10 protein-coding genes are annotated in these 14,787 nt (G+C 60.8%); all 10 read left to right on the forward strand.

All coding sequences use genetic code 11. The annotated features are described in order from the left end of the window. Positions 1-264 precede the first annotated feature (264 nt). The gene (locus CD175_RS13965) at positions 265-1,581 is read left to right on the forward strand and encodes a nucleotide sugar dehydrogenase (RefSeq protein WP_007972653.1); all 1,317 of its coding nucleotides are present in this window, start codon (positions 265-267) and stop codon (positions 1,579-1,581) included. Positions 1,582-1,781: 200 nt separating this feature from the next. After that, the gene (gene alg8, locus CD175_RS13970; RefSeq protein ID WP_420849103.1) at positions 1,782-3,263 is read left to right on the forward strand and encodes a mannuronan synthase; all 1,482 of its coding nucleotides are present in this window, start codon (positions 1,782-1,784) and stop codon (positions 3,261-3,263) included. A 36-nt stretch (positions 3,264-3,299) separates the two neighbouring features. Further along, positions 3,300-4,469 carry an alginate biosynthesis protein Alg44 gene (locus tag CD175_RS13980; protein WP_104449337.1) on the forward strand — a complete coding sequence of 390 codons (1,170 nt, stop codon included), beginning with the start codon at positions 3,300-3,302 and terminating at the stop codon, positions 4,467-4,469. Positions 4,470-4,478: 9 nt separating this feature from the next. Next, entirely contained in the window at positions 4,479-5,990 is a 1,512-nt protein-coding gene (gene algK, locus CD175_RS13985) for an alginate biosynthesis TPR repeat lipoprotein AlgK (RefSeq protein WP_104449338.1), read from the forward strand. Positions 5,991-6,157: 167 nt separating this feature from the next. After that, the gene (locus CD175_RS13990; protein ID WP_104449447.1) at positions 6,158-7,615 is read left to right on the forward strand and encodes an alginate export family protein; all 1,458 of its coding nucleotides are present in this window, start codon (positions 6,158-6,160) and stop codon (positions 7,613-7,615) included. A gap of 26 nt (positions 7,616-7,641) precedes the next feature. Then, entirely contained in the window at positions 7,642-9,222 is a 1,581-nt protein-coding gene (gene algG, locus CD175_RS13995) for a mannuronan 5-epimerase AlgG (protein WP_104449339.1), read from the forward strand. A 10-nt stretch (positions 9,223-9,232) separates the two neighbouring features. Further along, entirely contained in the window at positions 9,233-10,681 is a 1,449-nt protein-coding gene (locus tag CD175_RS14000) for an alginate O-acetyltransferase (protein WP_104449340.1), read from the forward strand. An 8-nt stretch (positions 10,682-10,689) separates the two neighbouring features. Next, positions 10,690-11,811 (forward strand): mannuronate-specific alginate lyase, encoded by a 1,122-nt coding sequence (locus tag CD175_RS14005; RefSeq protein ID WP_104449341.1) that lies wholly within the window; start codon positions 10,690-10,692, stop codon positions 11,809-11,811. Positions 11,812-12,027: 216 nt separating this feature from the next. Then, entirely contained in the window at positions 12,028-13,593 is a 1,566-nt protein-coding gene (locus CD175_RS14010; protein ID WP_104449342.1) for an MBOAT family O-acyltransferase, read from the forward strand. Between the two features lie 11 nt (positions 13,594-13,604). Continuing rightward, positions 13,605-14,780 (forward strand): alginate O-acetyltransferase, encoded by a 1,176-nt coding sequence (locus tag CD175_RS14015; protein WP_104449343.1) that lies wholly within the window; start codon positions 13,605-13,607, stop codon positions 14,778-14,780. Positions 14,781-14,787 lie beyond the last annotated feature (7 nt).

Raw genomic sequence — 14,787 nt, forward strand, 5'->3', positions numbered from 1 at the left:
CTACGGGCTTTCGGCCTGACATCGAGCGTGCAAAGCCGTTGCACCTGCATCCTTCGAAAGGAGGATCGGCTGCATAACAGGGCAAATCATAACAACAAGGCCTAGTTGCGCACCCCTTGAGTGCATTTATTTAGACACTCGTAACTTATATGCCAGCACAGGGCATTGCTGCGCCTGTATGGCGCACTTGCGAGTGCACTAAAACACGCTGAAAACCATTAACTCCGGCCATCTAATGGCTTGATCAATACAGAGGTAATTGCGATGCGCATCAGCATATTTGGTTTGGGTTACGTTGGCGCAGTATGTGCCGGTTGCCTGTCTGCACGGGGTCATGACGTCGTTGGCGTCGATGTGGCCAAAGACAAGATCGATATGATCAATGCCGGCAAATCGCCGATTGTTGAACCAGGCCTGGGCGAACTTCTGGCCCAGGGCATCCAGACCGGTCGCCTGCGTGGCACCACCAACTTCGCCGAGGCGATTCGCGACACCGACTTGTCGATGATCTGCGTGGGTACGCCGAGCAAAAAGAACGGCGACCTGGAACTGAACTACATCGAGGCAGTGTGCCGCGAAATCGGTTTTGTCCTGCGTGACAAGACCACCCGCCACACCATCGTCGTGCGCAGCACCGTGTTGCCGGGCACCGTGGCCAACGTGGTCATCCCGATTCTCGAAGACTGCTCCGGCAAGAAGGCCGGTGTTGATTTCGGCGTGGCCGTGAACCCTGAGTTCCTGCGCGAAAGCACCGCCATCGCCGACTACGACCAGCCGCCAATGACCGTCATCGGCGAGTTCGACAAAGCGTCCGGTGACGTTCTGCAATCGCTGTACGAAGAGCTCGACGCGCCGATCATTCGCAAGGACATCGCGGTCGCCGAGATGATCAAGTACACCTGCAACGTGTGGCACGCCACCAAGGTCACCTTCGCCAACGAAATCGGCAACATCGCCAAGGCGGTCGGCGTTGACGGTCGCGAAGTGATGGACGTGGTCTGCCAGGACAAGACCCTCAACCTGTCCCAGTACTACATGCGCCCGGGCTTCGCCTTCGGCGGCTCGTGCCTGCCAAAGGACGTGCGCGCACTGACCTACCGCGCAGGCTCCCTGGACGTGGAAGCACCGCTGCTCAACTCGCTGATGCGCAGCAACGAATCCCAGGTGCAGAACGCTTTCGACATCGTTTCCAGCCACGACAAACGCAAAGTCGCCCTGCTCGGCCTGAGCTTCAAGGCCGGTACCGACGACCTGCGCGAAAGCCCGCTGGTTGACCTCGCGGAAATGCTGATCGGCAAGGGCTACGACCTGAGCATCTACGACAGTAACGTCGAGTACGCCCGCGTTCACGGCGCGAACAAGGACTACATCGAGTCGAAGATCCCTCACGTCTCGTCCTTGCTCAACGCCGACTTCGACGCGGTGATCAACAACTCCGACGTGATCATCCTCGGCAACCGTGACGAAAAATTCCGTGCCCTGGTGCAGGACGTTCCGCACGGCAAGCAGGTGATCGACCTGGTGGGCTTCATGTCCAAGGCCACCAGCGTCAAAGGTCGCACCGAAGGTATCTGCTGGTAACGCAGTATCTGTAGGAGCTGCTGCAGGCTGCGATCTTTTGGCGCCGGCGTGATTGCTGAAGATCAAAAGATCGCAGGCTTCGCCAGCTCCTACAGGGATTCTGGCGTCATCCAGAGCGGGTGCCGCCAGTTTTCACAAGCCTGCCTTAACCCCATCGGGCCACCCCAAAGGCTCGCCCGAGATCGAGACGGATGCAGATTATGCACAGGCTAAAGCACGGCCTACTCCAGGCCGCCGGTTGGCTGTTCTACCTGAGTTTACTGATGGGCCTCGCCATGGCGTTGCCCGTGTCCACGTTCGACTCCGAGTCGAAGGACTTCATTTTCCTGATTGGCGCCGTGGGTATCTGGCGCTACTCGATGGGTGCCACGCATTTTGTGCGCGGCATGATTTTTCTGTACATCGTCTACCCGCACCTGCGGCGCAAAGTGCGCAAGCTGGGCAAAGCGGCTGACCCGTCCCACGTGTTCCTGATGGTCACCAGCTTTCGTATCGACGCGCTGACCACTGCGCAGGTCTACAGCTCGGTGATCCGTGAAGCCATCGACTGCGACCTGCCGACCACCGTGGTCTGCTCCATCGTGGAAATGTCCGATGAGCTGCTGGTCAAAAGCCTGTGGAACCGGATGAACCCACCGGCCCGGGTCAAGCTCGACTTCGTGCGCATTCCCGGCACCGGCAAGCGCGATGGCCTGGCCTACGGCTTCCGCGCCATCTCCCGGCACCTGCCGGACGATCGCGCCGTGGTCGCGGTGATCGATGGCGACACCGTGCTCGGCGAAGGCGTGGTGCGCAAGACCGTGCCGTGGTTCCAGTTGTTCGGCAACGTCGGCGGCCTGACCACCAACGAATTCTGCGAAGTGCGCGGCGGCTACATCATGAGCGAATGGCACAAGCTGCGTTTCGCCCAGCGTCACATCAACATGTGCTCGATGGCCCTGTCCAAGCGCGTACTGACCATGACCGGGCGCATGTCGGTGTTCCGTGCCACCGTGGTCACCAACCCGGAATTCATCGCCGACGTGGAAAGCGACTCGCTGCAACACTGGCGCCTGGGTCGCTTCAAGTTCCTTACCGGCGATGACAAGTCGAGCTGGTTCAGCCTGATGCGCCTGGGCTACGACACCTTCTACGTGCCCGATGCAGCGATAAATACCGTTGAACACCCGCCGGAAAAAAGCTTCATCAAGGCCAGCCGCAAACTGATGTTCCGCTGGTACGGCAACAACCTGCGGCAGAACTCCCGTGCCCTGGGCTTGGGGATCAAACGCCTCGGCGTGTTCACTTCGGTGGTGCTGTTCGACCAGCGCGTGTCGATGTGGACCTCGCTGCTGGGCCTGACCGTGGCGCTGATCGCCAGCTTCAAGTACGGCACCGCGTTCATCCTGGTGTACCTGCTGTGGATCGGCATCACCCGGTTCATCCTGACCTTGTTGCTGTCGTGCTCCGGACACCGGATCGGCCCAGCCTACCCGGCGATTCTCTATTACAACCAGATCGTCGGCGCGCTGGTGAAGATCTACGTGTTCTTCCGCCTCGACAAACAGTCCTGGACTCGCCAACCCACTTCTCTGACCCGTGATCTCGCCAGCTTTCAACGTTGGTTCAACACCTGGTCGTCTCGGACCATGACCTTCTCTGCCGGCAGCATTTTTGTCGCCGTGCTGCTGTTGATGGTCTGACCGCCCCCTTATTGAATTAACCAGGAAATCGCCCTTATGAATACCGCCGTCAACGCCAACGTAGTGCACGAATCCGAAGCCCAGCGCCAACACGCCCGCGTGAAAATCCCGGCCAAGTTGCGCTTCTTCGGCCCTGACCGGACACCGGTCGAAGCCCGGGTGATCGACCTGTCCGCCGGTGGCCTGGCGTTCAACGCCGGTCAGTTGCCGCTGAAAATTGGCGATGTGTACAAGGCCCGCCTGCAGTTCGTCATCGACAACCTCGGCCTGGCCATGGACGTCGAGTTGCAGGTCCGCTCCTTCGACCGCGAGACCGGACGCGCCGGCTGCCAGTTCCAGAACCTGGAACCACGGGACATCTCGACCTTGCGCCACCTGATCACTTCGCACCTGGCCGGCGACATCGTCAGCGTGGGTGAAATGCTGGCGACCCTGCAGCGCGACAACTTCACCAAGGCGCGCAAAATGAAGGACGGCGGCCACGGCATGACCGCGTTCGGCCGCATGAAAGCCGTGACCTTCAGCCTGGGGGTCTTCGTTGTCGGTCTGGCCGCCTTCGGTTTTGTTTTCAAATCGGTGTACGGCATGTACTTCGTCAGCCACGCCCAGGCCGGTCTGGTCAGCGTGCCGGGCGTGAACATCACCATGCCCCGCGACGGCACCGTGCAGAGCCTGGTGAAAGCCGACGGCGTGGCCGCCAAGGGTGCACCGCTGGCGACCTTCAGCACCAGCATGCTCGACGTGCTCAAGGGCCATCTGGACGAAGACCAACTGCAACCGGCCAAGGTTGAAGAACTGTTCGGCAAGCAGATGACCGGCACCCTGACCTCGCCTTGCGATTGCACCGTGGCCCAGCAAATGGTCGCCAACGGTCAGTACGCCAGCAAGGGCGACGTGATCTTCCAACTGGTGCCGCGCAACAGCGAAGCCAATGTTGAAGCGCGCTTCTCCTATCGCCAGTTCGGCGACGTACGCCCGGGCACTTCGGTGCGCTTCCAGATCGCCGGCGAGGACAAGAGCCGCACCGGCAAGATCGTCAGCAGCACCAGCCTGAAAAGCGCCGACCTGTCGTCGGACATCCGCGTGCTGATCCAGCCGGACGAAACCCTGGACAGCTCCCTCGCCGGCCGCCCGGTGGAAGTGAACAGCGACCGTGGCCCGAACCTGAACTGGCTGATCGACAAAGCCATGGCTGTCGGTCTTTAAGTCGAGGACATGCCTGTGACCATCATAAAAATCTCGAACACACCGCAGTCCCTGTGGGAGCGAGCCTGCTCGCGAAAGGGGTCGCGCGGTCTGTCTGAAACACCGCAGAGTCCGCTTCGCGAGCAGGCTCGCTCCCACAAAGGTTATGCGTTGTGTGCAATTGCGCTGGCAGTCACCCTGGCCGGTTGCGCCGGCCTCCCCGACCAGCGCCTGGCCAACGAAGCGCTCAAGCGCGGCGATACCGCCACCGCTGCGGCGAACTACCGGCAACTGGCAGACCTGGGCTACAGCGAAGCGCAGGTCGGCCTGGCCGATATTCAGGTCGACAGCCGTGACCCGGCGCAAATGAAACAGGCCGAGGCGACTTACCGCGCCGCGGCCAGCGTTTCGCCGCGCGCCCAGGCACGCCTCGGTCGCTTGCTGGTGGCCAAGCCCGGCTCCACCGAAGCCGAGCAGCACGAAGCCGAAACCCTGTTGAAAAAAGCGGCCGCCGCGGGCGAAGGCAACACGCTGATTCCGCTGGCGATGCTGTACCTGCAATATCCGCACAGTTTTCCCAACGTAAATGCCCAGCAGCAGATCAGCCAATGGCGTGCCGAGAACAAGCCGGAAGCCGGCTTGGCGCAAGTGCTGCTCTATCGCACCCAGGGCACCTACGACCAGCATCTGGATGACGTGGAAAAGATCTGCAAGGCCGCGCTCAACACCAGCGACATCTGCTACGTCGAACTGGCCACGGTCTACCAGAAACAGGCCAAGCCAGAGCAACAAGCCGAGCTGATCAAGCAGATGCAAGCGGCTCACGCTCGCGGCAGCGTTTCGGCGCAGCGCGTCGACAGCGTCGCTCGCGTGCTCGCCGATGCCACCCTGGGCAAGACCGACGAGAAGACCGCGCAATCGCTGCTCGAACCGATCGCACCGGGCTACCCGGCGTCGTGGGTCACCCTCGCGCAGTTGATCTACGACTTCCCCGAACTGGGCGACGTCGACCAGATGATGAAGTACCTGGACAACGGCCGCGCCGCCGACCAGCCACGCGCCGAGCTGTTGCTGGGCAAGCTCTACTTCGAAGGCAAACTGGTGCCGGCCGACGCCAAGGTCGCCGAGGAGCATTTCCAGAAAGCCGTCGGCCGTGAAGTCGCCGCCGATTACTACCTCGGCCAGATCTATCGCCGTGGCTACCTGGGCAAGGTCTATCCGCAGAAGGCCCTCGACCATTTGTTGACCGCTGCGCGCAACGGCCAGAACAGCGCCGACTTCGCCATCGCCCAACTGTTTTCCCAGGGCAAGGGCACCAAGCCTGATCCACTGAACGCCTACGTCTTCAGCCAACTGGCCCTGGCCCAGAACACACCGCAAGCCACCGAGCTTGCGCAAACAATCCAAACGCAATTGCCGCCCGACCGGTTGGCCGAAGCCCAACGCCTGTTGAAACAAGAACAGGCCGTGCGCGGTGCCCTGAGCCCGAACACGCCGGAACTGCATGCCCTGCAAGAAGAAGATGGCGAGGAATCCCAATGAATATGAATCCATTCATGAAGGCCGGCATACCAGGCCCGGTGAAAACTACTGCGCTCGGAAATGCTGCGTTGAAAACTGGCTCGGACTGCTCATTTACAACACGTAAACTCCGCGTCCTCGCCAGTTTTCGCCTTGCCTTTCCTTCGCTCGCTACGTTTTCACCGGGCCTGGTAGGCCTGACGTTCGCGCTGATCTGGTCTTGCCCGACGCTTGCTGCGATGACTGAAGAAACCAAGAACTTCGGCCTGGACATGAAGATCACCGGTCAGTCCGAAGACGACCGTGACCTCGGCACCCAGCGCGGCGGCGACGTCAACGGCCTCGGCCTTGATCTGCGCCCGTGGGTGTATGGCGAAAGCGGCGCGTGGAGCGCTTACGCCATGGGTCAGGCGGTGACGTCCACCGACATCATCGAGACCGACACACTGCAAGAGTCCGAAGGCACCGAGAACACCAGCAACAATGACCGCCAGACCAAGAAGAACTACTTGGCGATGCGCGAATTCTGGGTCGGCTACAGCGGTTTCACGCCCTACCCCGGCGAGATCCTGAAACTCGGTCGTCAGCGTCTGCACAACGACGACGGTCAATGGCGCGATACCAACATCGAAGCCCTGAACTGGACCTTCGACACCACCTTGTTGCGCGCCAACGCGGGTGTCGCCGAGCGCTTCAGCGAGTACCGCACTGACCTGAAAGAACTGTCCCCCAAGGACAAGGATCGCCTGCACGCCTACGCCGATGCCGAATACCAATGGACACCGGGTCACTGGGCCGGCATTCGCGGTCACCACACTCACGATGACGGCAAGCTCGACTATCCGGAACCGGGCGTACCTTCCGATTCGCTGGACAAAAAACAGAATGGCGACATCAGCTGGCTGGGCTTACAGGCCAACAGCGATGCCTACAACTGGCGCAACACCAATACCTTCAACTACTGGGGCAGCATCACCGGCATGAGTGGCGACCGCGACACGGTCAACCCGCTGAACGCTGATGGCACCGCTCCGGCACAACCCAAGAGCAGCGGCGATGTCGATGGCTGGGCCACCGACCTGGGCGTGCGCCTGCGCCTCGATCCGCAATGGCAAGTCGGTGCGGCCTACGCCCGGGCCAGCGCCGATTACGAACAGAACGGCCTGGAAAGCAACCGCTCGAACTACACCGGTACACGTTCACGCGTGCACCGTTTCGGCGAAGCCTTCCGTGGCGAAATGAACAACATGCAATCGGCCACGCTGTTCGGTTCGTGGATGCTAAACGACGAGTACGACGCCAGCCTGATCTACCACAAATTCTGGCGCGTCGACGGCAACAAGCCGATCACCAGCGACGGCATCGACGCCGTGCAGAACAACACCGACGACGTGACCGGCGCCGTGTTGTCCAGCACCTCCCTGCCGCTGAACGATGGCGAAAAAGACCTCGGCCAGGAAATGGATCTGGTCGTCACCAAGTACTTCAAGCAAGGCCTGTTGCCAGCGGCGTTGAGCCAGAAGATCGATGAACCTTCGGCCCTGGTGCGGTTCCGTGGCGGTGTGTTCAAGCCCGGCGACGCCTATGGCAAAGAAGTCGATTCGTACATGCATCGCGCGTTCATCGACGTGGTCTGGAAATTCTGATGCAGAGCGCGAAGGGAGTCCCCGACATGAACAGTGCCAAGAAAGGTTCCTTGACCTTGCTGGCCGGCGCGATGCTACTGGCAAGTGCGGCAGCCTTCGCGACTGTGGAGCCCGCTGCGCCCGCCAAGCCGGCCACTGTTGCCAAGGAACTGCAACAGGCCAAGACCTACACCGTCAGCAGCGCGCCGACCGCGCCGCTGGAACTGGCCAAGCCGACGCTGCCGGACGTCTCGGGCTACACCGCCGAGGCCATCGCGAAAAAAATCGTGCGCAGCAAGGTCGGCAAAGTCAGCCTGCGCCGGATGATGCAGGAAGACGCCCTGAAGGACTTCATCGGTGGCGACAACAAGATGGCCGAGTGGGTGGTGCGTCAGCACGGCATCCCCCAGGCGATCTTCGTCGACGACGGCTACATGAACCTCAAGGACCTGGCGAAAAAAGTCCCCAAGCAGTACTTCAGCGAAACCTCGCCAGGCGTGTTCCTGTCCCGCTTGCCGATCGTGGTCGGCCGTCACGGCATCCTCGAAATCGACAAGCAGACCCAGGAACTGCGCCTGTCCCAGGAGGGCGGTGCGTTCCTGGTCAACGACGGTCAGTTGTTCGTACGCGATACCAAAATCACTGGCTGGCGCGAAAAGGACAACGGCCCGGCGACGTTCAATTCGCCGAAGGAATTCCGTCCGTTCCTGCTGTCCTGGGGCGGCACCGAGACCTACATCGCCAACAGCAAGATTGCCAGCTTCGGCTACGCCAACAGTAAGTCCTACGGCGTGAGTATTTCCCAGTACACGCCGAACATGGCCAAGGTGCTCAAGCGTCCTGAGCCGACCGGCTGGATCGTCGGCTCCGAGTTCTCGGACATGTGGTACGGCTTCTACTGCTACGAAACCCGCGACTTCGTGGTCAAGGGCAACACCTACAAAGACAACATCGTCTACGGCATCGACCCGCACGACCGTTCCCACGGTCTGATCATTGCCGACAACACGGTGTACGGGACCAAGAAGAAGCACGGGATCATTATTTCCCGTGAGGTCAACGACAGCTTCATCTTCAACAACCGCAGCTACGACAACCACCTCTCGGGGCTGGTGATCGACCGTAACAGCGTGAACAACCTGATTGCCCACAACGAGATCTACCAGAACCACACCGACGGCATCACCCTCTACGAGAGTGCCGACAACCTGCTGTGGGGCAATCGCGTATTGAGCAACAGGCGCCACGGCATCCGCATTCGTAACAGCGTGAACATTCGCCTGTACGAAAACGTCGCCATGGCCAACGGCCTGACCGGTGTCTACGGCCACATCAAGGACCTGAGCAACACCGACCGTGACATCAAGCTCGACCCGTTCGACGCCCAGGTGTCGCTGATCGTGGTCGGCGGTGAACTGGCGGCCAACGGCAGCGGCCCGCTGTCCATCGACTCGCCGTTGAGTGTCGAGTTGTATCGCGTGTCCATGCTCGCACCGACCAAGTCCAGCGGCATCAGCTTCACCGGCATCCTTGGCGAGCGCCAGGATGAAATTCTCGACCTGCTGGTGCGCCAGCAGAAAGCCGTGTTGATCGACCCCGTCGAACGCCAGACCGAAATGCGGGACTGAGGATAATCTTATGCACCCACACTTGATCAAATTACTCAGCCTGTCGGCCCTGACCGCCGGCATTCTCGCGGCCAGCGGCGGTGTTCGCGCCGACGAAGTCAAAGCACCCAGCTTCACCGCGGAGCCGTGCTGCAGCCTGTGCCCGGCCGCCCATGATCCGAAGAACTACACCACCCGTTATCAGCAGAACTTCACCACGCTGGTGCAGGCCCAGGGCGACTGGCTGTTCCGTACACAGGAAGACTTGCGCACCGAATTCGACACCACGCCCGCCGGCTACAAACGCATGAAGCAGCTGCACGATGCGTTCAAGAGCAAAGGTGTGGAACTGGTTGTCGTGTACCAGCCGACCCGTGGCCTGGTGAACCGCAACAAGCTCAACCCGGCGGAGAAAGCCAGCTTCGACTTCGACAAGGCGCTGAGAAACTACAAGACCATGCTGGGCCGTTTCGCGCAGATGGGCTACGTCGTTCCGGACCTGTCGCCGCTGACCAACGAGTCGTTGCCCGACACCCTGCCCGCCCACGATTTCTACTTCCGTGGCGACCAGCACTGGACCCCGTACGGTGCCCAGCGCACGGCGAAAATCGTCGCCGAGAAGGTCAAGCAATTGCCTGAATTCGCCGACATTCCCAAGCGCGAATTCGAGACCAAGAAGTCGGGTCGCATGGGCAAGACCGGAACGTTGCACAACATGGCCGGTCAACTCTGTGGCACCAGCTACGCGATCCAGTACATGGATCAGTTCACCACCGAGCCGAAGGGTGAAGCGGGCGATGGCGACTTGTTCGGCGATTCCGGCAACCCGCAAATCACCCTCGTGGGTACTTCCCACAGTGGCAAGAACTACAACTTCGCCGGTTTCCTCGAGGAGGCCATCGGTGCCGACATTCTCAACGTGGCGTTCCCCGGCGGCGGCCTGGAAGGTTCGATGCTGCAGTACCTGGGCAGCGACGAGTTCCAGAAGAACCCGCCGAAGATTCTCATCTGGGAATTCTCGCCGCTGTACCGCCTCGACCAGGAAACCATCTACCGCCAGATGATGGCGCTGCTGGACAACGGTTGCGAAGGCAAGGATGCACAGATGTCCGGCAACGCCACACTCAAGCCGGGCAAAAACGAGTTGATGGTCAACAGCAAGAACATGGACCTGCGTAACGCTAGCCACCAGGTCGACATCCGCTTCGCCGATACGTCGGTGAAAACCCTGCAAGCCACCCTCTGGTACATGAACGGTCGCCACGAGGACATCAAGATCGACAAACCGGAAACCTCCGAGACTGACGGGCGTTTCGCTTTCGAGTTGCGCACGGACGAAGACTGGGCCTCGCAGAACCTGCTGGCCGTTGAAGTCCAGGGCCCCGAAGCCGGTGCCGCGCCTCAGAAAGTCGAAGCGAAAATTTGCAAACGCAACGTATTCCCGGGCACCGAGCAGCGTACTGCTTCGGTCGGGCAATGAGGTCTGCTATGCGCAATCCGAAATTATCAACACTGTTGGCACCGACGCTCTTGAGCCTGGCGATGTTCGCCGGGGCCACGCAAGCGGCGGCGCCACTGCGTCCACCCCAAGGCTATTTTGCGCCTGTGGATAAATTCAAGACGGGCGACAAGAGCGAAGGCTGCGATGCGGTGCCGACGCCTTACACCGGCTCGTTGCAATTTCGCAGCAAGTACGAAGGTTCGGACAAGGCCCGCGCGACCCTGAACGTGCAGTCGGAAAAAGCCTTCCGCGACAGCACCGCCGACATCACCAAGATCGAGCGCGGCACCAGCAAGCGCGTGATGCAGTTCATGCGGGACGGTCGTCCGGAGCAGCTGGAATGCACGCTCAACTGGTTGACCGCTTGGGCCCAGGCCGACGCGCTGATGTCCAAGGACTTCAACCACACCGGCAAGTCGATGCGCAAATGGGCCCTGGGCAGCATGGCTTCGGCGTACATCCGCCTGAAGTTTTCCGACTCCCACCCGCTGGCCACTCATCAACAGCAAGCGCAGTTGATCGAAGCCTGGTTCAGCAAGATGGCCGACCAGGTGGTCAGCGACTGGGACAATCTGCCGCTCGAACAGACCAACAACCACTCGTACTGGGCCGCCTGGTCGGTGATGGCCACTTCCGTCGCCACCAACCGCCGCGACCTGTTCGACTGGGCGGTGAAGGAATACAAGGTCGGCGCCAACCAGATCGACGCCGACGGCTACCTGCCCAACGAACTCAAGCGTCAGCAACGCGCCCTGGCCTACCACAACTACGCCCTGCCGCCGCTGGCGATGATCGCCAGTTTCGCCCAGGTCAACGGAGTGGACTTGCGTCAGGAAAACAATGGCGCACTCAAACGCCTGGGAGACCGGGTGCTGTCCGGGGTGAAAGACCCGGATGAGTTCGAGAAAAAGAACGGCAAGGAACAGGACATGACCGACCTCAAAGAGGACATGAAATTCGCCTGGCTCGAACCGTACTGCTCGCTCTACACCTGCTCGCCCGAGGTGCTGGCGAAGAAGCACAAGATGCAACCGTTCAAGACCTTCCGCCTCGGCGGTGACCTGACCAAGGTCTACGACCCGGCCAATGAAAAGGGCAAGGGTTCCTGACGTAACGCGGTGTACCTGTCACCGCAATCCTGTAGGAGCCGGCTTGCTGGCGAATGGTACGACGCGCTGTACCTGATACACCGCCATCGCTGGCAAGCCAGCTCCTACAGGGTCGGTGTCGATAGTGAGTTTTGTGTGATGCCCCCCAGTTTTTCCGTGGGGGGTTTGGGGGGGCCGTTGGCCCTTGACTGTTGGTTCAAACAAGGAGAGATCGGGATGGTTTTTTCGTCCAACGTGTTCCTGTTTTTGTTCTTGCCGATCTTCCTCGGCTTGTACTACCTGAGCGGGCAACGCTATCGCAATTTGCTGCTGCTGATTGCCAGTTACGTGTTCTACGCCTGGTGGCGTGTGGACTTCCTCGCACTGTTCGCCGGCGTCACGCTGTGGAACTACTGGATCGGCCTGAAAGTCGGTGCCGCAGGTGTCCGGACCAAACCGGCGCAGCGCTGGCTGCTGCTCGGCGTGGCCGTCGACCTGTGCATCCTCGGCTACTTCAAGTACGCCAACTTCGGCGTCGACAGCATCAACGCGATGATGACATCGGTGGGCCTGGAACCCTTCATCCTGACCCACGTATTGCTGCCGATCGGGATCTCGTTCTACGTCTTCGAGTCCATCAGCTACATCATCGACGTCTACCGTGGCGACACTCCGGCGACCCGCAACCTGATCGACTTCGCGGCGTTCGTGGCGATCTTCCCGCACTTGATCGCCGGTCCCGTGTTGCGTTTTCGCGACCTGGCCGACCAGTTCAACAACCGCACCCACACCCTCGACAAGTTCTCCGAGGGCTGCACGCGGTTCATGCAGGGTTTCATCAAGAAAGTCTTCATCGCCGACACCCTCGCGGTGGTGGCCGACCATTGCTTTGCCCTGCAAAACCCGACCACGGGCGATGCCTGGCTCGGCGCCCTGGCGTACACCGCGCAGCTGTATTTCGACTTCTCCGGCTACAGCGACATGGCCATCGGCCTGGGCTTGATGATGGGTTTCCGTTTCATGGAAAACTTCAAGCAGCCGTATGTCAGCCAGTCGATCACCGAGTTCTGGCGGCGCTGGCACATCAGCCTGTCGACCTGGCTGCGTGACTATCTGTACATCACCCTGGGCGGCAACCGCAAAGGCACGCTGATGACCTATCGCAACCTGTTCCTGACCATGCTGCTCGGTGGTCTGTGGCACGGCGCGAACATCACCTACATCGTCTGGGGTGCATGGCACGGCATGTGGCTGGCGATTGAAAAAGCCATTGGCCTGAACACCTCGCCACGCAGCTTCAACCCGATCCGTTGGGTGCTGACCTTCCTGCTGGTGGTGATGGGCTGGGTGATCTTCCGCGCGGAAAACCTGCACGTCGCCGGGCGCATGTACGGCGCGATGTTCAGCTTCGGCGACTGGTCGCTGTCGGAACTCAACCAGGCCAGCCTCACCGGCCTGCAAGTGGCAACGCTGATCGTGGCCTACGTGACCCTGGCGTTCTTCGGCCTGCGGGATTTCTACACCAATCAGCCTCCGGTGAAGACCAAGCCTGCGGTGAACGTCGATGCCGACGGCCCGGCCGCCGCGACATCGGGAACGATCAAGGCCGTACCTGGGGATAACCCGGCGAGCATCCACCAGCCTGGCTACACCGTCGGCGTCGAAGCCCAGGTGCAACCAGCCTATTGGACTGCTGACTGGTCGCGCTACGTGATGCGTGCGCTGGTGCTGCTGCTGTTCATCGCCTCGATTCTCAAACTCTCGGCGCAAAGCTTCTCGCCGTTCCTTTACTTCCAGTTCTGAGGGATCTGACCATGACCCGCTCATTACGCATCTTCTACATCGCGCTGTTCCTGGTGACCCTGCTGGTGCTCGGTCTGTGGTCGGTGCGCAGCTTCTTCGGCTTCAGCACCAACGCCGACGCGACGGTGCTCAACGGTCGCTGGACCAAGGCCGTGGAAACCCACTACGACGACGAGTTCCCGATCAAGCGCCTGGGCACCAATCTCTGGGCCGCGCTGGATTTCAAACTGTTCAACGAAGGTCGTCCGGGCGTGGTGCTCGGTCGCGACCAGTGGTTGTACAGCGATGAAGAATTCCACCCGGTGGTCAACGAAGAGCTGAACCTGCAAGGCAACTACGCGCTGGTCGAAGGCGTGCGCCAGACCTTGAAAGAGAAAGGCGTGCAACTGGTGATGGCAGTGGTGCCAGCCAAGGTGCGCCTGTACCCGGAACACCTGGGTGAGGTGAAACCGGCGAGCATCCACGCCAACCTCTACAAGGACTTCCACCAGCGCCTGGCCGCCGACCGGATTCCGGCCCCCGACCTGCTCGGCCCGCTGCAACAGGCCAAGCAGAACGGCCAGCAAGTGTTCCTGCGCACCGACACCCACTGGACCCCGGAAGGCGCCGAGATCGCGGCCAATCGTTTGGCCAAGACCATCGCCGACAAGTACCCGCTGAGCGGCGAACCTCAGCGCTTCGTCACCGAACCGGCCGAAACCGTCACCCACAAGGGCGACCTGCGTCTGTTCCTGCCACTGGACCCGCTGTTCGAAAACCTGATGCCCAAGCAAGAAACCTTGCAAAAGCGCAATACGGTCGCCGCTGAAGATCAGCCCGCCGGCGACGACGCGCTGTTCGCCAACACCGAAGTGCCCGTGGCCCTGATCGGCACCAGCTACAGCGCCAACCCCAACTGGAATTTTGTGGGAGCGCTCAAGCAGGCGTTGCACAGCGACGTGGTCAATTACGCCGAAGACGGTCACGGCCCGATTCTGCCAATGCTCAGCTACCTGAAAAGTGATGCCTTCAAGAACAGCCCGCCTCAGGTGCTGATCTGGGAGTTCCCTGAACGATATCTGCCTGTGAACAACGAAATCGGCGACGCCGACCCGCAGTGGGTCGCAGAGCTTAAACAAGCCGGCGCTCGCCAACAAAACGTAGCCATCAACAACAAATCCGAGACGCCCGACCGGGCGCAAAACTGAAAGAGAG

This window comes from Pseudomonas laurylsulfatiphila (genome assembly GCF_002934665.1).
GTDB classification, from domain to species: domain Bacteria; phylum Pseudomonadota; class Gammaproteobacteria; order Pseudomonadales; family Pseudomonadaceae; genus Aquipseudomonas; species Aquipseudomonas laurylsulfatiphila.